Source organism: Vibrio sp. A1-1 (genome assembly GCF_021728175.1).
Classification (GTDB): Bacteria; Pseudomonadota; Gammaproteobacteria; order Enterobacterales; family Vibrionaceae; genus Vibrio; species Vibrio diabolicus.
In genome coordinates, this window is the sequence record NZ_JAKKCL010000001.1 from 770,167 (window position 1) to 789,491 (window position 19,325).

The window sequence follows — 19,325 nt, forward strand, 5'->3', positions numbered from 1 at the left end:
CCCTTTAACACCAATTAGTAATGGGACGCTCAACTATGTCTAAAATTACCATCGTTCAATGCCCACAATGTGGCGCCGACGTAGAATGGGGAGAACAAAGTCCTCATCGCCCTTTCTGCAGTAAACAATGCCAAATGATTGATTTTGGTGAATGGGCAGATGAAGAAAACACCATCCCAGGCGCCCCCGATATGTCCGACAGTGATGGCTGGTCTGAAGACCAGTATTAATTGAGGCACTAGGGTAAAGGAATATCCTAGGCTCCTTCTTGGGGAGTCTGAATCACGCTCTTTCGTCGCTGTCCAGAGTGACGAATTTTAACCGCGGAGCCCTGTAATCTTTGGTCATCATTTGCCGTCATTCCGAGGAGCTATAGCGGCATCAAGAATCTACTCATAGCAAGGATGAAGCTAACAACTTAAACAATTGCATGCTCGACTAGTAGATTCTGAATCACGCTCCTTCGTCGCTGTCCAGAATGACGAATTTTAATCGCGGCGCCCTACAATCTTTGACCGTCATTTCTCGTCATTCCGAGGAGCCATCGCGACATCAGGAATCTACTCACAGCAAGGACACTTCTGAAGTTGACTACTTAAACACTAGTGCTTTCGGCTAGTAGATTCTGAATCCCGCTACTTCTTCGCTATCCAGAATGATGAATTTTAACCGCGGTGCCCTGTAATCTTTGGCCATCATTTCCCGTCATTCCGAGGAGCCATAGCGACATCAGGAATCTACTCACAGCAAGGATGAAGCTAACAACTTAAACACTAATGCTCTCGACTAGTAGATTCTGAATCCCGCTACTTCGTCGCTATCCAGAATGATGAATTTTAACCATTGCGGTCTGCAATCGGTATTCATTCCCCTCTTTTCAACTCTGACTATTTTGATGATCTAGCAAAGCTATTTTTATTCGAGCAAGGCGGAAGCGTGGAGAGTATGCCAGTGCATGAGCATCGACAGTACAGGTCGGGTGAAAAGAAACGAGCAAGCTAATTACACAAATAAAAAAACGGAGCCCTAAAAGGACTCCGTTTAAGATGAGAACGCTAGTTATAGCATTACTTCTTAGCAAGTTTCTCTTTGATACGAGCAGACTTACCAGAACGCTCACGTAGGTAGTACAACTTGGCACGACGTACTGCACCACGGCGTTTAACTTCGATGCTATCAACGATTGGAGAGTGTGTTTGGAACGTACGCTCAACACCTTCACCGTTAGAGATTTTACGTACAGTGAAAGCAGAGTGTAGACCACGGTTACGGATTGCGATTACAACGCCTTCGAAAGCCTGTAGACGCTCACGGTCACCTTCTTTTACCTTAACTTGAACTACAACAGTGTCACCTGGTGCAAATTTAGGTAGGTCTGATTTCATTTGCTCTTCTTCAAGAGCTTTGATGATGTTACTCATTTTTTAAATTCCTAGAATAAACTGATACTAAATAAATTAGGTTACTTTGCGTTATGTTCACTAATGAACTCAGCAAGTAATTGTTCCTGTTCGTCAGTCAGAGCTAGGTTTTCCAGGAGCTCTGGTCTTCTAAGCCAAGTTCGGCCCAGCGACTGTTTTTGTCGCCATTGACGAATGTCCTTGTGATTGCCTGACATCAGTACCGCTGGTACTTCTTTGTCATCCAATACTTCTGGACGCGTATAGTGAGGGCAATCTAACAAGCCATTTGCAAAAGAGTCTTCTTCTGCTGACGCGAAATCCCCTAGTACACCCGGAACAAACCGAGAGACAGAGTCGATTAACGTCATGGCTGGTATCTCACCACCCGTCATCACAAAATCACCAATCGACCATTCTTCGTCGACTTCAGATTGAATGATGCGCTCATCTACCCCTTCATAACGACCACAAATCAGAAGCAAGTTCTCATTCGTTGCCAGTTCTTCCACTCCTTTCTGGTCGAGCTTGCGACCTTGAGGAGAAAGGTAGATGACTTTCGTCTTGCCCGGTGAGGCTGCTTTCGCGGTATGAATGGCATCGCGCAAAGGCTGAACCATCATTAACATACCAGGGCCACCACCGTAAGGTCGGTCATCGACTGTGCGATGTTTGTCGTGAGTGAAATCTCTAGGATTCCAAGTCTCAATCGACAAAAGACCTTTTTTAACCGCTTGACCTGTTACTCCAAAATCAGTAACAGAACGGAACATTTCTGGAAAAAGGCTAATAACGCCAACCCACATGTTTATCTCGCTCTGTAATTTTGGAGATTAGAATCCAGGATCCCAGTCAACTTCGATCCGTTGAGCTTCGCGATCAACATTAATGATCACTTGCTCTTCAAGGAACGGGATTAATCGTTCCTTCTGCCCGAAAGCATCTTTAAGATTTGCTTTAACAACCAGAACATCGTTTGAGCCAGTTTCTAGCATGTCAGTAACGACACCTAGATCGTAACCTTTAGTGGTTACAACTTGCATCCCAAACAATTCGCGCCAGTAGAACTCATCTTCTGACAATTCAGGAAGTACCGCAGGGTCAATAGCAATTTCAAAGTTCGTCATTAGATGCGCGTCTTCACGAACATCCATGCCTTCCAGCTTAGCCACCATACCTTTGTTATGGCGCTTCCAGCTTTCTACTTTGTACTCAACCCACTTGCCCTTTTGGTTAATATACCAAGGGCTGTAATCGAAAATGCTTTCAGCATTGTCTGTGTAGGAAAAAACCTTAAGCCAACCTCGAATGCCGTAAGTAGCACCAAACTTGCCTACAACAATCTTTTCGTTGCTCATTGTTTCTTTACCTTTCATCGACATAAACTAGTTTCTACTTTTCAAGTAAAAAATTAAGCCGCTTTTTGAGCGTCTTTAACTAGCTTAGCAACGCGGTCAGATACAGACGCGCCTTGACCAACCCAGTGGTTAACGCGGTCTAGGTCTAGACGTAGACCTTCTTCTTGACCTTTAGCAGTTGGGTTAAAGAAACCAACTTTCTCGATGAAACGGCCAGTTGCAGCGTTGCGGCTGTCCGCTACTACGATTTGATAAAATGGACGCTTTTTAGCGCCGTGACGTGCCAAACGAATGGTTACCATGTCGTCCTCTTTGCTTTCTCAAAAATAAAATTAACCCCAAAAACCATTCAAGAAATTAAATAGTTTGGGGTCTCGTGCCAAAATAAAGCTCCGGAATTTTACTCTTCTCCCGGAGCAATGCAAGGAGTTTAGTTACTTTTTCACCAACATAAATTGAATTTAAAGTTTGTGACGTACCTAACACCCTGAATCTATGCGTGATCGATTAATTAACGACCAAATGGGTTGAAGCCACCGCCTCCACCCATGCCGCCCATCATGCCTTGCATGTTGCGCATCATGCCTTTCATGCCACCTTTTTGCATCTTTTTCATCATCTTCTGCATTTGGGTGAACTGTTTTAGTAAGCGGTTTACGTCTTGAACCTGCACACCAGAACCAGCCGCAATACGTTTCTTGCGTGAGCCTTTGATAATCTCTGGGCGTTGACGTTCTTTCATTGTCATGGAGCTGATGATCGCTTCCATCTGCTTGAACATCTTGTCATCGACTTTGTCTTTCACATTGTCTGGTAGCTGAGACATGCCAGGAAGCTTATCCATCATGCCCATCATGCCACCCATGTTTTGCATCTGGCCTAGCTGTTCACGGAAATCTTCAAGGTCGAAACCTTTCTTCTCTTTGAACTTCTTCGCCAGCTTTTCTGCTTTTTCTTGGTCAACGTTGCGTTGTAGGTCTTCAATTAAAGACAGAACGTCACCCATACCAAGAATACGTGAAGCAACACGATCTGGATGGAACGGTTCTAGCGCGTCAGTTTTTTCACCGACACCCAAGAATTTGATTGGTTTGCCCGTTACATGGCGTACTGACAGTGCCGCACCACCACGAGCATCACCATCAACTTTAGTTAGAACTACACCGGTAAGAGGTAGCGCATCGCCAAAGGCTTTTGCTGTATTTGCTGCGTCTTGACCCGTCATAGCGTCAACAACAAATAGCGTTTCTACTGGGTTGATAGCTGCGTGAAGATCTTTGATCTCCCCCATCATCTCTTCATCAATCGCCAAGCGACCTGCGGTATCGACAATCAATACGTCGTAGAATTTTTTCTTCGCATGGTCAATCGCTGCATTGGCGATATCAATAGGCTTCTGGTCTGGTGATGATGGGAAGAAGTCAACACCGATGTCTGATGCCAGCGTTTCAAGCTGCTTGATTGCAGCAGGGCGGTAAACGTCGGCAGACACAACCAAGACTTTCTTCTTGTCACGTTCTTTTAAAAGCTTAGATAGCTTACCTACCGATGTGGTTTTACCCGCACCTTGTAGACCCGCCATAAGAAGCACAGCAGGTGGTTGAGCGGCAAGGTTTAGCGCCTCATTCGACTCACCCATTACGGCTTCAAGTTCTGTTTGAACGATCTTGATAAATTCCTGACCTGGAGTCAGAGATTTAGAAACTTCTACACCTACCGCTTTTTCTTTAACGCGGTTAACAAATTCACGAACAACCGGAAGCGCAACGTCAGCTTCAAGTAAGGCCATTCGTACTTCACGTAGGGTCTCTTTAATGTTGTCTTCGGTCAGACGACCTTTGCCACTGATATTTTTCAGCGTTTTGGATAATCGATCCGTTAAATTCTCAAACATCTTTGTCTCTTCGCTAAAATGGCGATTAATTAGTGTGAGTATACATTAGCCAAGGTCTGAGTCATACCCGTACCGCTGCTCTATTCTTGTCTCTATTTCTATATGGTGCGGTAACTTATTAATTTCAATATCTCATCTCTCACGATTGATGTCGGATATAACGTAGCCCCAAAGTGTAATGCAAGGTATAATTTCCTCATTGTGCACAATAATATTTAGGATTCATGGATAGCTTAATAGCCATCGCGGCCGCCATACTTTATGTTTTGGCGATTGCGACCATCATACCCGGACTCTCACAGCAGTCAGGAATCAAAGCAAAAACAGTGTTTGCTAGTGCTGCCTGTGCGCTTGTTTTTCATGCGTGGATTTTGAGTGATCTGATTTTTGATGGTGCAGGTCAAAACCTTAGTATTCTCAACGTAGCCTCTTTGATCAGTTTTATTATTTCTCTGGTCATGAGCCTTGCTATGTTGAAAAATCGGTTGTGGTTTTTATTGCCTGTCGTTTATAGCTTTGCTGCCATCAATTTATCTGCTGCCACATTTTTGCCAAGCACGTTTATCAAGCACCTAGAGAATGATCCTAAGCTACTCATTCACATTTCTTTTGCGCTGTTCTCATACGCAACTTTAACTATCGGTGCACTCTACGCACTTCAGCTGGCTTGGTTAGATCACAAACTGAAAACAAAAAAATCTTTGGCGATTAACCCAAACCTGCCGCCTTTATTAATGGTAGAGCGTCAGCTATTCAAAATTATTTTGATCGGTAATTTATTGTTAACTGGCACGCTCATTACTGGCTTTGTCTTTGTGCAGGATATGTTTGCTCAAGGTAAAGCGCATAAAGGCATTCTTTCTTTCATCGCTTGGATTGTGTACTCAATACTGCTTTGGGGTCATTATCAAAAAGGTTGGCGTGGTAGAAAAGTTACTTGGTTCGCTGTCGCAGGGGCAACGCTGTTAACTCTGGCGTATTTTGGCAGTCGCTTTGTGAAAGAAATCATCTTGAATTAAGGAGCTCTAGGGCTCCTATCCTTTATATTTTAGGCTAGATAAAATACAGTACGCCTTAACCCTTTGACTTAACGGACTTACTCAACCGTTATATAACCCAATACTTACAAGGAACAGCAACGTTTTGGACGACATCTCTACGGGTATCTTGTTTGCGCTACTCGCGTGTCTTATCGTCATATCAGGTTACTTTTCCGGCTCAGAAACAGGGATGATGTCTCTGAACCGTTATCGCTTAAAGCACTTAGCCAAAAATGGGCATAAAGGCGCTAAGCGAGTCGAAAAACTATTAGACCGTCCAGATCGTTTGATTGGTCTTATTCTTATCGGCAACAACCTCGTTAATATTCTCGCGTCCGCCATCGCGACCATTATTGGTATGCGTTTGTATGGTGATTTAGGTGTCGCTATCGCAACCGGTGCACTGACTATGGTTGTATTGGTTTTTGCTGAAGTTACCCCAAAAACAATTGCAGCGCTGTACCCTGAACGCGTGTCTTACGCGAGCAGTATCCTACTGACCATATTGATGAAGTTACTATCGCCTTTGGTGATGCTCGTTAACTTTATTACGAATGGCTTTATTCGTTTACTTGGCGTAAAAGCCGATCACTCAGTAGAAGACCATCTTAGTTCCGATGAGCTGCGTACCGTAGTAAACGAAGCTGGCGGATTGATCCCTCGCCGACACCAAGACATGTTGGTATCTATTTTGGATCTTGAGCACGTCACTGTGAACGATATCATGGTGCCACGTAATGAGATTACCGGTATCGATATTAATGATGACTGGAAATCCATCGTTCGTCAGCTTACCCACTCACCACATGGACGCATTGTTTTTTATCGTGACCAAATTGATGAAGTGGTTGGCATGCTGCGCCTGCGTGAAGCTTACCGCCTGATGCTAGAAAAAAACGAGTTCAATAAAGAGACGCTATTACGTGCTGCGGATGAAGTCTATTACATCCCGGAAGGTACGCCACTGAACGTGCAAATGTTAAAGTTCCAACGCAACAAACAGCGTATTGGTCTGATTGTTGATGAGTATGGCGACATTATTGGCTTGGTGACATTGGAAGATATTCTGGAAGAGATCATTGGCGAATTCACGACCTCGATTTCTCCAAGCCTTTCTGATGAAATCAGTCCTCAAGGTGACGGAAGCTTCCTCATTGAAGGCAGCACCAATATCCGAGATATCAACAAAGGCCTGAAATGGGATTTACCAACGGATGGCCCAAGAACGTTAAACGGTCTTATTTTGGAGCACCTGGAAGATATCCCAGAGAGCCATTTAAGCGTGAGAGTGGCTGGTCATCCAATGGAGCTTGTTGAGATTGAAGAAAACCGCATCAAGCTCGTTCGTGTTTATCCTAAAAAGAAAAAATAGCCACCTATCTACAAACCACGATGAGAAAAACTCACGATAAGAAATAAAAAGAAAAGAGCCTGATCATGTCAGGCTCTTTTTAGTTCTGGATAAATATGCTTCTTGATAAGTTTTTAGCAACTAGTCGATGCGTAGCTCTTTTAGCATCGATTCAGGCAAAGCAAGTTCATCATTTTTGTTCACCGATACACCAGCATCCAAAATGCTCTTTGCGATCTGTTGTGCTTCTTCTAAAGAGTGCATCGCTGCCGTGCCACATTGGTATTCGTTGAGTTCAGGGATCTTGTTCTGGCTTTCTACCTTTAGTACGTCTTCCATGGCCGCAATCCAAGCATCCGCTACTTGCTGCTCTGATGGAGTGCCAATCAGGCTCATGTAAAAGCCCGTGCGGCAACCCATAGGCGAAATATCGATGATCTCAACAGAATCGCTGTTTAGGTGATTGCGCATAAAGCCTGCATAAAGGTGCTCTAGTGTATGAATACCTTTTTCAGAAAGGATGTCTTTGTTTGGCGCGGTAAAGCGTAAATCGAAGACAGTAATCGTGTCCCCTTTTGGGGTCTGCATGGTCTTCGCCACTCGCACTGCCGGTGCATTCATGCGAGTGTGGTCCACGGTAAAACTATCGAGTAAAGGCATTACATCTCTCCTGATTGTAACTCCAATACCTCTCGGTACTGGATAAATGTCATTCATCCCTTCAGCACATAAACAGGCTGTGGGTTAAAAGAACCAGCTGCTGTTGTCTTCCAATTCCTGACGACATTGCTTCAGCTGCCAGCCATAAGTTTTTGCAGTTTGTTCAACACGTCGAGCGACTTTGATCAAACTGGGCTTTCGCTTATAAGTACCTCGCTTGTACCCACCTCGACCTTCATGATAAGCCAGATATTGACTGTATGGGTCCCATAACGAAATCCCTAGTTGGCGCCTCGTTTCGTGAGTATACCAACCGACAAACATCATTGAATCATCAAAGTTGGTACGAGAACCGCCCTGACCCGTCGCATCTTGGAAATCTTCCCAAGCAGGATCTTGAGCTTGAGCGTAACCATACGCACTGCTAACTCGTCCCCAAGGGATAAATCCCAATAAATAGTCTTTGGGTGGTTTCGCATCGTGCCGAAAGCTGCTTTCTTGTTTAATGATAGCCATAGCGACATGAATGGGGGTTCCCCACTTTTCTTCCATATCTTTGGCATCATCATACCAGCCGGATTTCTCTCGAAATATCTCACATAAATTATTCTGCTGCTTTGGCGGTGCCGTGGCACAACCTGTAAGTAACATGCTTCCGAGTACCGATACTACTAACGGTTTAATGTTCAATCCCACCCAACCTTTACCTATTCACTACTGCTTCAGATAAGCAAAGTAATCTTCCAAAAAATCATCAAAAGATAGCGTGTCACTTTGTTCCGCTTGCTTTTGCTTTTCTACTGACGACGCCACTTCCGTTTCCATCGTATCTTGCGAGTAGTACTGATAACCGTGAGCTAGATTTTCCTCGCGGTACTTCATGCCAAGCGCACAGCCGACTTTACCTAACCCACCAAGCTCTTTCGTCAGCTCTAATAGTTGACCTGAAATCGTTAGTTCTGGGTTATCAATCCATGTCTCGAGTTTATTACACACATCTTGGTATGCACTGCCACCAGCAGCCATATCCATTTGCTGTGCTATCTGACGCAGCTCGACAAACACTCGATGCGCCCAATCTTGCAGAGATAGACGTTCACCTTGGCAACCAATTTGAAGCATTAGCCCTTTTTCACGACCAGAAACAATGACTTTGTTCCAGTTGTCGCGCCAACACTCTAATTCACAGTTGTCCATTGGATCCGAGTCTGACAAGGCCGCCCAAGTCAGGAAGAGATCAAGGAATCGTACTTGCTCTTCATCCAACCCCACTGCGCTGAATGGGTTAACGTCTAGAGAGCGAACTTCAATGTACTCAACCCCACCGCGTCGTAACGCATCTGAAGGCTTCTCACCACTTTTCGACACGCGTTTCGGGCGAATTGGAGCGTATAGCTCGTTCTCAATTTGTAAAATATTGGAATTAAGCTGGCGGTATTCACCGTCCACTTTGACGCCTATTTTCGCAAACTCTTCTGATGGGTGACGAATCGCATCGCTCAAACCATCCAGATACTGATCAATGCTGTTAAAGCCAATTTTCAGTACACTTTGCGCACTATTGGTGTAGCCCAGATCGCTCAAACGCAAAGACGTCGATTTCGGCAAATACAAAGTGCCGCCAATTTTCTCGAATGGCAGATCGGTTTCACGACCTTGAATAAAAGAGCCGCATAACGCTGGCGATGCGCCGAAGAAATACGGAATCATCCAACCAAAACGGTAATAGTTACGGATCAGCGCAAAGTAGGCATCAGACTTAGCATCTTGGCGGGCTTGTTCATCTTGCTCGCCGTATAGCGCATCCCAAAATGTCTCAGGGAACGAGAAGTTAAAATGCACACCTGAAATGATTTGCATCAGGCTGCCATAGCGGCGTTTTAGGCCTTCTCGGTACAGGGTTTTCATTTTTGCTGCATTCGAAGAGCCGTACTGAGCAAGCTGAATATCCTCTTCCGAGCCAACATAACATGGCATAGAAAGAGGCCACATCTTTTCTTCACCCATTTTTGTCTGCGTGAAGTGATGGATATCTTTCAGTTGTGCCATCAGTTCTGGAATTTCATGTGACACAGGAGTAATGAACTCTAACAATGATTCAGAAAAATCAGTCGTGATCCATTGGTTTGTGAACGCTGAGCCTAACCCTTCTGGATGAGGTGTTGTTGCTAGATGTCCATCCTGACGATAGCGCAAAGTTTCTCGCTCAACACCGCGTCCAAACTGCTTAAATACTTCGGGGTTTGATGCAACTTTTTTTAGTCGCGCAGCAAAATCAGTCAAAATGAGGTTCGCTTATATTGGGAGCAGGACACTTATCACAAAGGACAAGCGTAAGCTAAGTTATTGATATTTAATGCATCTAGATAAATAACCCACGAAAAGTCGCTTATCTAGATGAATAGCGGAGAAACGTTTCTCCGCTATTAAATGTGTACTCTATCGAATGATTTCAAGCTCTTCTACGTCTTTCCCCAACTTTTCTAATTGAGGACGCAGTGATTTAGCATCACCAACGACGATAATTTGATAGTCATTTGGATCAAACCACTTTTGAGCCAGTGCATTCAAAGTCTGCTTATCGACTTTTTCTACGATAGCGTTTCTTTGCTGCAAGTAATCTTGATCGAGGTTGTACTTAAGAATATCACTGATGAGTTCCGCTTTTTGTGTTGGCGTTTCATATTTCAGTGCATCTTTTTGACCGACCGCTTGACGCATAAATTTCATCTCTTCATCAGTAATTCCTGACTGCGAGTATTCATTTAGCTCATTTTCCATCTCAATGATCGAAGCAACCGTTGCATCCGCTCGTACTTGCGCGGTGAAAACAACCGAGCCAGTTTCTGGATTTCCAGAGAAGTAGCCGTAAGCGCCGTATGTGTAACCCTTGTCTTCACGTAGGTTTTGGTTAATGCGGCTATTGAAGTTTCCAGCTAAGTTGAAGTTTGCCAGTTGGCTTAGGTAAAAATCGCCCGTTGCATCGTAAGGCATACCCTGACGAACCATCATGACCACACTTTGTGGTGCACCTGGTTTATCAACAAGATGGATCTTTTGCTCACCTAATGCAGCGATGCTTTGCGGTGCATACAATGGCGCAGCTTCATCCTGCCAGTTTTTCCAGAACGTCAGTTGCTGTTCAATTTCCTGTTGATCAATGTCACCAACAACGACGATTTGCGCACTTTGTGGCGTGTAATGCTTCGAGTAGAATTCACGGACATCATCCAACGTTAGTGCACTAACACCTGCTTGCGTGCCGTCTTTTGGTCGAGCAAAGACAGAGTCCCCATAAAGCACCTGGCGAGTCGCTTGTGATGCCATCCAACTTGGGTTTTGATGCTCATACACAAGACCTTCTAGCGCTTGCATCTTCACACGCTCGAAGTCTGCTTGCTTAAATGCAGGAGACAGCAACATCTCTTCGACAATTTTCAACGTCGGCTCTAAGTTCTTTTCTAAAGCAGAAACGCTGATGTTTGTTGTGTAGCCCGTTACATTCACGGAGATGACACTACCTAGTTTATCGAGCTCAGCTTGAATCTCTTCGACACTACGTTTCGTTGTGCCTTCTTGCAACATCGCGGCGGTCAATTGGGCAAGACCTTCTTTGCCCTTTTCAACAAAACGTGTTCCCGCGGGTAAACTAAACTGCATCATGACCGTTGGTGTTTCATCGCTAACCGCGCCAAGCAATTCCGAGCCATTATTGAAATGAAGCTCGTACAACTCAGGCATCGTCGCTTTCACTGGCTCCCCTACAGGCGGTTGCACAGAGCGATCGAAGTTATCGGTCGCACGACGATACGCCAATTGATCATCAGTGATCTTCTCGTATTCTGGTAGCGTACGCTTTGGCGTCACAAAGGTCGCTGGTTTTACGACAAGGTCAGTTTTTCCTTTTGGTACCACGCTTAGGGTCACTTTGTTCTTACCTTGGATAAAATCCGTATACGCTTTTTCTACCGATGCAGGTGTCACTGCGCGGATCTGCTCAAGTTGTTGCTCAAGACGGTCTGGATCGCCGAAGAATGTCTCGTTGGATGCCAACTGCGTTACTTTGCCTTTAACACTTTCTAATGCAAAAATAGCATCCGCTTCCGCCTTACCCTTCAATTGTTCAAGGCGATCTTCTGTCACGCCTTTTTCAGCAAACTGATTGAGTGACTGTAAAAGCTCGTCGTACAGTTTTGATAGATCGCCTTTGTCCCCAGAGTCACCCATTGCATAAACGTAAAAGTTACACGCCAGTTCTGCACAGTCATGGAATGAGCCCGCATCGACGGCTTTTTGAGTCTTGACTAAGTCTTGGTAGAGCACGCTGTTTGTACCGCCACCTAGCACTTCAGATAGCGTATCGAGAGACGCTTGGCTTTCTTCGCCGTTGTAAGTTGTTGGCCACGCGATCATCACCATCGGTTGTTGAATCCGATCTTCTAGCGTGATGTATTTGTCTTCTTGCAGCTTTGCAGGTTGTTTCGGCGCATTTTCAACCTCTGGCCCACGAGGAATCGAACCGAAGTACTTATTTACCCACTCAAGAGTTTGTTCAACGTCTAAGTCACCACCGATCGTGATAGTCGCATTGTTTGGGCCATACCAACGCAAGAAAAACGCTTTGAGGTCGTTCACATCAACACGGTCAAGATCTTCAACATAACCAATGGTTTGCCACGAATACGGATGACCTTCAGGATATAGCGCTTCAGACATGCGCTCCCAAATTAAGCCATAAGGACGATTATCGTAACGCTGAGCTCGCTCATTTTTTACAGTAGAACGCTGAATTTCAAATTTGCGTTGAGAAACCGCATCCAGCAAAAAGCCCATACGGTCAGACTCTAACCACAGCATTTTCTCTAGCTGGTTAGCCGGGACAGTTTCAAAGTAGTTAGTACGATCACGGTTTGTCGTACCATTTAACGTACCGCCAGCCTCTGTAATGATTCTGAAGTGCTCTTGGTCACCAACGTTCTCTGAACCTTGGAACATCATGTGCTCAAAGAAATGCGCAAAACCAGACTTACCCACTTCTTCACGAGCCGAACCAACATGGTAAGTCACATCCACATGGACCAATGGGTCAGAATCTTCAGGAGCTAAGATCACCGTTAAGCCATTATCGAGTTTATACTTTTGGTAAGGAATCTTAACTTTGCCTTCTTCAGCTTTCGATGACTCAACGAAAGTTACCCCTTTCGGCAGTGATGAAACTGGCGTATTTGATGCACAGCCCGTGATCACCAATAGTGAGCACGTGCCAACCCAAAACATCTTCATGTACTTTCCTTAAAATAATCCGAGATAGATGGCCGCAAGTAAGCTATACCTAGCAGCCTTTCCTAAAAATATTAAAATCACGCAAGGCAGAAACTTCATTCTTAGCCACCCTGCGGCTAAACACAGCGGGTCTCCAATTACAGGTAACCAGCTAAAAAACAATCCCCAATAGCCATACTTAGAGAGCCACTTTAATGCGGTATGACCGTGCTTTTCCTCTTGTGCTTTGTTGGGAATCCACAAGCCAAGCCAATAATTTGTTAAGCCACCAAGCGTATTGCCGATAGTGGCGACCATAATAATTGACGAAACGGAATATTGATTTAATGAGAGAGTGGCAACTAAGCCCGCCTCAGAACCACCAGGTAACAAAGTGGCACTGAGAAAACCGGTCATGAAAAGCACCCATAATGCTGAATCTGAAAACCAAAGCGCTAAACTTTCAAAGCTCGTATTAAATGCTTCTAGCATGTCATATCAAGCAACACCTTGCCTCTGGTTCTTCCTGATTCGACCTGCTGGTGAGCACCAATTACATCACTCATAGGATAAACCTGTTGAATTTCAGTCTTCAGTAAACCAACGCCGACCATGTACAACAAGGTATCTAACTGCGCAGGATCTGGTTCAACCAACATGCCACTAGCCTCAAAGCCTAGGAGTTTGGCTTTTTCACAAATCAGCTCAGCTGTTATGGTTGGAACGGTGATGACTCTCGCATTGTCTTTCAGGCATTTAAGCGCGTCTAACGCAGCATCTCCGCCTACTAAATCAATCAAAACATCAACATCTTCAACACGTTCTGACACTGGTGCAAATTGATAGTTCACTGCGTGAGCGCCAAGGGTAGCCAGGTAGTCTAAATTTCGTTCACTGCAGGTTGTAAAGACTTCCGCTTTAGTCGCGACCGCGATTTGTACCGCTAGGTGTCCAACGCCACCGGCTCCTGCGAGGATAAGTACGCGATCGTTTTCTGTCACATTGGCTTTGCTAAGTGCTTGTGCCGCAGTTTGGCCAGCCAACGGTAATGCTGCGGCAGCCTCTAAAGTAACTGAACTAGGAACATGACTTAACTCAGCTTCTGGAACACATACGTACTGACTGTACCCACCGCCTCGGACTGGGAAACCGATAAATCCAGCCACCTCATCACCATCATTAAAACGCGACGCCCCGTCTCCACAGGACACGACTTTTCCTGAGATGTCGTAACCTGGTACCCAAGGTAAATTATCCTTGTTTTGCGCAGCTGCCCAACCGAGTCCGGCTCGAGTTTTAACATCAATAGGATTTACGCCTGAAAAAGCGACTTTTACTAAGACTTCACCAGGCTGTGGTGATGGTGTAGAAGCATGTTGAATCGCGAGTACGTTGGCATCACCAAATTCAGTGATAACGATCTGTTTGTGTTCCATAAACCATTCCCTGCAAGAAAACAAAAAGGGATGCGAAAGCATCCCTTTGACTATAAACCATTTTGTTAACCGAAGTTAATCGTGATTTTGTAAATTGGTTGATCATTCCATTTTCGGTAATGACTAGCCGACAAGTGCTAGCAAGATACCAGCGGCAACCGCTGATCCCAATACACCAGCTACGTTTGGTCCCATCGCATGCATCAACAAGAAGTTTTGCGGGTTAGCTTGTAAGCCGACCTTGTTCACCACACGCGCGGCCATTGGTACCGCAGAAACGCCAGCCGCACCGATAAGTGGGTTGATGTCTTCTTTTGAGAACTTGTTCAGCAACTTAGCCATTAGCACACCAGCACCCGTGCCAATACTAAACGCAACCGCACCAAGCCCTAGAATGCCTAATGTTTCTAAGTTCAGGAATTGATCCGCTTGCAGCTTCGAGCCAACCCCTAAGCCCAAGAAGATCGTCACGATGTTGATCAGCTCATTTTGTGCGGTTTTCGATAGACGATCGACCACACCCGCTTCACGCATTAAGTTACCAAGACAGAACATACCGACAAGAGGCGTTGCTGAAGGTAGGAAAAGAATCGTCATGAGTAATACTGCCATCGGGAACAATACCTTTTCCCATTTACCCACGTGACGCAGTTGCGCCATTTGAATCTCACGTTCTTCCTTAGTGGTTAGCGCCTTCATGATTGGCGGCTGAATGATTGGCACTAAAGCCATGTAGCTGTACGCGGCTACAGCAATCGCACCAAGCAGGTCTGGTGATAACTTACTTGCTAAGAAAATCGCCGTTGGGCCATCCGCACCACCGATGATGGCGATAGACGATGCATCCGCCATGGAGAACTCCATACCAGGTACATAGTTGAGCAAAATAGCGCCAAACAGTGTCGCAAAAATACCAAACTGAGCTGCCGCACCTAGCCACAACGTTTTTGGGTTTGCGATCAAAGCACCAAAGTCGGTCATCGCACCCACACCCATGAAGATCAACAACGGGAACACACCCGATTCAATCCCAATGTAGTAAACGTAGTAGAGCAAGCCGCCAGGCTCAGTAAAGCCAGCATTTGGAATATTCGCCAAGATAGCACCAAAACCAATCGGCAATAACAGTAAAGGCTCAAAGCCTTTTTTGATTGCCAAAAACAGCAAGGTACAACCAACCAGCATCATACAGATTTGGCCGAACTCGAAGTTAGCGATCCCTGTTTCTGCCCAAAGGGTTAACAATCCGTCCATGATACTCCCTTACGCCAGGCTCAACAGAGGCGCACCTACTGTGACAGCATCGCCTTCTTTAACGTTCAACTCTTGAACCACACCACCACGCGCCGCACGCACTTCTGTTTCCATCTTCATTGCTTCAAGAATCAGTAGTACATCGCCTTCAGCCACTTCAGCGCCAGGCTGAACATTCACTTTAAAGATGTTACCGGCAAGAGGAGCAGGCACCGCTTCAGCAGATGCGCTAGAAGGTGCGCTAGGTGCCGTCGATTTTGCAGGCGCCGCAGAAGGAGCGACAGAGGTTAGCTCGCCTTGAGGACCAACTTCCACCTCATACACCTGTCCGTCAACACGTACGCTATAAGTTTCTACGCCGCCAGTTGCTGGTTGCGCCGCAGGTACGGCAGGCTTCGCGGCTTCTAGCGTTGGTGCAGGTTCAAATGCTTCTGGGTTGTCACGATTCTTAAGGAACTTGAGACCAACTTGAGGGAAAAGCGCATAAGTAAGTACATCATCAACACGCTCACTTGCTAGCTTAATACCTTCTGATTTCGCTTTCTCCATCAGATCAACAGTAAGCGTCTCCATTTCAGGCTCAAGCAAATCGGCAGGACGACAAGTAATAGGCTCTTTGCCATCAAGTACTTTAGCTTGCAGCTCTGCATTTAACTCGGCTGGCGCTTGACCGTATTCGCCTTTCAATAGACCAGCAGTTTCCTTAGTAATGCTCTTATAGCGTTCGCCAGTAAGCACGTTAATCACCGCTTGCGTTCCGACGATCTGCGAAGTTGGAGTCACCAATGGAATGAAACCAAGATCTTCGCGAACACGAGGGATCTCTTCTAAGACTTCATCAATGCGATCCGCCGCGCCCTGTTCTTTCAACTGGCCTTCCATGTTAGTCAGCATGCCGCCAGGCACTTGAGCAATCAGGATGCGAGAGTCTACACCTTTCAACTGACCTTCCCACTTCGCGTACTTCTTACGTACTTCACGGAAATACGCGGCGATAGGTTCTAGTTGCTCGAGCTTCAAATTCGTATCTCGCTCGGTTCCTTCTAGCATCGCGACTACCGTTTCAGTCGGTGTGTGACCATAGGTACAACTCATTGAAGAAATCGCTGTATCGAGAATATCAATACCAGCTTCAACTGCTTTTACCGCTGTCGCAGTAGACAAGCCTGTCGTCGCGTGACAATGAAGTGCTAATGGCACATCACAAGATGCTTTGATACGCGTGATAAGCTCTTCCGCTTCATAAGGCTTGAGTAAGCCAGACATATCTTTAATACACAGTGAATGACAACCTAAATCCTCTAGGCGTTTTGCCAAGTCAACCCAAGTGTCTGCGTTATGCACAGGGCTTGTTGTGTAAGACAGCGTACCTTGAGCATGTGCGCCAACATCGACCGTTGCTTTAACGGCCTTCTGGAAGTTTCGCACGTCATTCATTGCATCAAAGATACGGAACACGTCCATACCGTTAGCATGCGCGCGTTCAACGAACTTCTCTACTACGTCGTCGGCATAATGGCGGTATCCTAAAAGGTTTTGACCACGCAGTAGCATTTGCATTGGCGTATTGGGCATCGCTTTTTTCAGCTCACGTAAACGCTCCCAAGGATCTTCCCCTAAGAATCGAATACAAGAATCAAACGTTGCGCCACCCCAAGTCTCTAGAGACCAGTAACCAACCTTATCCAACTCAGCTGCGATAGGCAGCATATCCTCAATACGCATACGCGTAGCAAATAGTGATTGATGGGCATCACGAAGGACCACATCTGTAATAGCTAGTGGTTTAGACATGCTCTTAAACTCCTTTTTAATCCTGGTTCGGCTACTTCGCGAATGAGGCGCGATGTTTATGAATCGCAGCCGAGATCGCCGCCACTACTTGTGGACTAACAGCTGAAGAGGTTGATTGAATATTAGTATTTGTTTTTGGTGCTGCGATCGGCTCTGGTACTTCTTCTGGTACCAATTTCGACATTAGCCGAACGAGATAAACAAGAATAGTGAGGAAAATAAATACGACCGCCATCCCCGTTAGCATCAGGGTGGCCGCATCTACTAGCAGGCTTCCTATATTAGTCATGTTGCTTCCTTTCTTTGTCATCCTGACAACGTGCAGGACTTTAATAGCGTCAAATCCCGACCAATGGATTATCTCGATTGGTTAAATTTTGTCAATTTTGTTTAAGGAAGGTTTGTAATAATCCTGATAAATGATTATTTATTCACTACCCAGATCACAGTTCATGACAAAATAATTACTGCGAATCTGCTATCTCCTTACGAACAGAGTAAAGGAGGACATAAATAAAAACTGCGATTTGGATTTCAAAACCAAATCGAGATTTACACATAAAAGCTAATAAAAACAAAAGGGTGCCATTTAGCAACAATTAACAAACAAATAAAAAACAAAGAAGTTACATTTGAACAGTTAAAGTGAAAGAAACGGAAATCAATATACAGGAGAGATAGTAAGGGTGGATTCACAAACTACAGCAGAAACTTTGTTCCAAATTGCTTAGATAAGCACATATTCGCTTTTGGAAAAGAAGGGCATTGCCTCTAACAACTCTAGGCTATAGTTCCTGATGTCCAGATACAAAAAAACCTCGCAATTACGAGGCTTTTTCAGTAAATGGCGCGTCCTGGAGGATTCGAACCTCCGACCGCCTGGTTCGTAGCCAGGTACTCTATCCAGCTGAGCTAAGGACGCGCAATTTTCGATATCAACTTTCGTCAACATCAGGGCATTACCCTTCAATAAGTGGCGCGTCCTGGAGGATTCGAACCTCCGACCGCCTGGTTCGTAGCCAGGTACTCTATCCAGCTGAGCTAAGGACGCGCAATTTTCGATATCAACTTTCGTCAACATCAGGGCAATACCCTTTAATAAGTGGCGCGTCCTGGAGGATTCGAACCTCCGACCGCCTGGTTCGTAGCCAGGTACTCTATCCAGCTGAGCTAAGGACGCGCAATAATCTTATTTTACTTTGTATAACCCGTTTATCAAACGAATTATTAAATAGTGGCGCGTCCTGGAGGATTCGAACCTCCGACCGCCTGGTTCGTAGCCAGGTACTCTATCCAGCTGAGCTAAGGACGCGCAGATCTTCTTGCTAGGAAGTTGTGAAGCAAATCACATTCATTTCTTACGAAACAAAAAAAAGGCCATCGGGCCAGTCAATGAATGGCGGTGAAGGAGGGATTCGAACCCTCGATACGGGATAAACCGTATACTCCCTTAGCAGGGGAGCGCCTTCAGCCTCTCGGCCACCTCACCGTTTTCATTGTTATATCTCAAAAGAGATATGGCGCGTCCTGGAGGATTCGAACCTCCGACCGCCTGGTTCGTAGCCAGGTACTCTATCCAGCTGAGCTAAGGACGCACTTTTTTGTTGATTTCTCAACGTTGCAAGAATGGCGGTGAGGGAGGGATTCGAACCCTCGATACGGGATAAACCGTATACTCCCTTAGCAGGGGAGCGCCTTCAGCCTCTCGGCCACCTCACCGTCTTGCGGAGGCACATATTACGTTTTACCGAAAATATGTCAAACACTTTCTTTGAAAAAATCCACGAAACTGACTTAACCGTTGCTGATTTAATCAAAGTGACTATTAAACGAACTTTACCACTCTATTATGATGAAAAAAAGAGAGTCTTCCCTG

General features: G+C 45.4%; 17 protein-coding genes and 7 tRNA genes. 3 read left to right on the top strand and 21 right to left on the bottom strand.

Translation table 11 applies throughout. The annotated features are described in order from the left end of the window. The first annotated feature begins 35 nt into the window (after window positions 1–35). Entirely contained in the window at window positions 36–230 is a 195-nt protein-coding gene (gene yacG / locus L3V30_RS03495; RefSeq protein WP_005396692.1) for a DNA gyrase inhibitor YacG, read from the top strand. An 837-nt stretch (window positions 231–1,067) separates the two neighbouring features. Here yacG and rplS read toward each other — a convergent pair. The 5 genes from rplS to ffh all read right to left on the bottom strand — a co-directional run bounded on the left by rplS (window position 1,068) and on the right by ffh (window position 4,652). Then, on the bottom strand, window positions 1,068–1,421 hold the full coding sequence (rplS, locus tag L3V30_RS03500; protein ID WP_005379971.1) for a 50S ribosomal protein L19: 354 nt from the start codon (window positions 1,419–1,421) through the stop codon (window positions 1,068–1,070). Window positions 1,422–1,462: 41 nt separating this feature from the next. Next, window positions 1,463–2,206 (bottom strand): tRNA (guanosine(37)-N1)-methyltransferase TrmD, encoded by a 744-nt coding sequence (gene trmD, locus L3V30_RS03505; protein ID WP_237308321.1) that lies wholly within the window; start codon window positions 2,204–2,206, stop codon window positions 1,463–1,465. 27 nt (window positions 2,207–2,233) lie between these two features. Continuing rightward, the gene (rimM, locus tag L3V30_RS03510; protein ID WP_005379964.1) at window positions 2,234–2,782 is read right to left on the bottom strand and encodes a ribosome maturation factor RimM; all 549 of its coding nucleotides are present in this window, start codon (window positions 2,780–2,782) and stop codon (window positions 2,234–2,236) included. Window positions 2,783–2,811: 29 nt separating this feature from the next. Then, entirely contained in the window at window positions 2,812–3,060 is a 249-nt protein-coding gene (rpsP, locus tag L3V30_RS03515; RefSeq protein ID WP_005379962.1) for a 30S ribosomal protein S16, read from the bottom strand. Window positions 3,061–3,269: 209 nt separating this feature from the next. Continuing rightward, window positions 3,270–4,652 (bottom strand): signal recognition particle protein, encoded by a 1,383-nt coding sequence (gene ffh, locus L3V30_RS03520; protein ID WP_005385423.1) that lies wholly within the window; start codon window positions 4,650–4,652, stop codon window positions 3,270–3,272. A gap of 224 nt (window positions 4,653–4,876) precedes the next feature. Here ffh and L3V30_RS03525 point away from each other — a divergent pair, with 224 nt between their 5' ends. Both L3V30_RS03525 and L3V30_RS03530 read left to right on the top strand, forming a co-directional pair. Beyond that, complete coding sequence (locus tag L3V30_RS03525) at window positions 4,877–5,671, top strand: inner membrane protein YpjD (RefSeq protein WP_047008980.1); 795 nt, start codon at window positions 4,877–4,879, stop codon at window positions 5,669–5,671. Window positions 5,672–5,795: 124 nt separating this feature from the next. Continuing rightward, window positions 5,796–7,064, top strand: coding sequence for a CNNM domain-containing protein (locus L3V30_RS03530; RefSeq protein WP_047008981.1), 1,269 nt, complete (start codon window positions 5,796–5,798; stop codon window positions 7,062–7,064). A 120-nt stretch (window positions 7,065–7,184) separates the two neighbouring features. Here L3V30_RS03530 and luxS read toward each other — a convergent pair whose 3' ends face one another. From luxS to L3V30_RS03610, 16 genes are all read right to left on the bottom strand, one after another. Then, window positions 7,185–7,703, bottom strand: coding sequence for an S-ribosylhomocysteine lyase (gene luxS, locus L3V30_RS03535; RefSeq protein ID WP_005396698.1), 519 nt, complete (start codon window positions 7,701–7,703; stop codon window positions 7,185–7,187). 84 nt (window positions 7,704–7,787) lie between these two features. Continuing rightward, complete coding sequence (locus L3V30_RS03540; RefSeq protein ID WP_176320214.1) at window positions 7,788–8,393, bottom strand: hypothetical protein; 606 nt, start codon at window positions 8,391–8,393, stop codon at window positions 7,788–7,790. A 24-nt stretch (window positions 8,394–8,417) separates the two neighbouring features. Continuing rightward, window positions 8,418–9,986 carry a glutamate--cysteine ligase gene (gene gshA, locus L3V30_RS03545; protein ID WP_046875082.1) on the bottom strand — a complete coding sequence of 523 codons (1,569 nt, stop codon included), beginning with the start codon at window positions 9,984–9,986 and terminating at the stop codon, window positions 8,418–8,420. Between the two features lie 156 nt (window positions 9,987–10,142). Further along, window positions 10,143–12,986 (bottom strand): pitrilysin family protein, encoded by a 2,844-nt coding sequence (locus L3V30_RS03550; RefSeq protein WP_237308322.1) that lies wholly within the window; start codon window positions 12,984–12,986, stop codon window positions 10,143–10,145. Window positions 12,987–12,995: 9 nt separating this feature from the next. Next, window positions 12,996–13,457 carry a YqaA family protein gene (locus tag L3V30_RS03555; RefSeq protein ID WP_005396704.1) on the bottom strand — a complete coding sequence of 154 codons (462 nt, stop codon included), beginning with the start codon at window positions 13,455–13,457 and terminating at the stop codon, window positions 12,996–12,998. Further along, the gene (locus tag L3V30_RS03560; RefSeq protein ID WP_237308323.1) at window positions 13,451–14,401 is read right to left on the bottom strand and encodes an NADP-dependent oxidoreductase; all 951 of its coding nucleotides are present in this window, start codon (window positions 14,399–14,401) and stop codon (window positions 13,451–13,453) included. The genes L3V30_RS03555 and L3V30_RS03560 overlap by 7 nt, the downstream gene beginning before the upstream one ends. Window positions 14,402–14,524: 123 nt before the next feature. Further along, on the bottom strand, window positions 14,525–15,655 hold the full coding sequence (locus L3V30_RS03565) for a sodium ion-translocating decarboxylase subunit beta (RefSeq protein ID WP_005396706.1): 1,131 nt from the start codon (window positions 15,653–15,655) through the stop codon (window positions 14,525–14,527). Window positions 15,656–15,664: 9 nt separating this feature from the next. Continuing rightward, entirely contained in the window at window positions 15,665–17,449 is a 1,785-nt protein-coding gene (gene oadA, locus L3V30_RS03570; protein ID WP_109169452.1) for a sodium-extruding oxaloacetate decarboxylase subunit alpha, read from the bottom strand. Between the two features lie 31 nt (window positions 17,450–17,480). Beyond that, the gene (locus L3V30_RS03575) at window positions 17,481–17,738 is read right to left on the bottom strand and encodes an oxaloacetate decarboxylase subunit gamma (RefSeq protein WP_005379932.1); all 258 of its coding nucleotides are present in this window, start codon (window positions 17,736–17,738) and stop codon (window positions 17,481–17,483) included. Between the two features lie 556 nt (window positions 17,739–18,294). Beyond that, window positions 18,295–18,371: transfer RNA gene (locus L3V30_RS03580), tRNA-Arg, on the bottom strand. A gap of 52 nt (window positions 18,372–18,423) precedes the next feature. Continuing rightward, a tRNA-Arg gene (locus tag L3V30_RS03585) sits at window positions 18,424–18,500 on the bottom strand. 52 nt (window positions 18,501–18,552) lie between these two features. Beyond that, window positions 18,553–18,629 (bottom strand) — tRNA-Arg (locus L3V30_RS03590). Window positions 18,630–18,684: 55 nt separating this feature from the next. Next, a tRNA-Arg gene (locus tag L3V30_RS03595) sits at window positions 18,685–18,761 on the bottom strand. 85 nt (window positions 18,762–18,846) lie between these two features. Then, window positions 18,847–18,938: transfer RNA gene (locus L3V30_RS03600), tRNA-Ser, on the bottom strand. Window positions 18,939–18,967: 29 nt separating this feature from the next. Continuing rightward, window positions 18,968–19,044 (bottom strand) — tRNA-Arg (locus L3V30_RS03605). Between the two features lie 32 nt (window positions 19,045–19,076). Further along, a tRNA-Ser gene (locus tag L3V30_RS03610) sits at window positions 19,077–19,168 on the bottom strand. Between the last annotated feature and the right edge of the window lie 157 nt (window positions 19,169–19,325).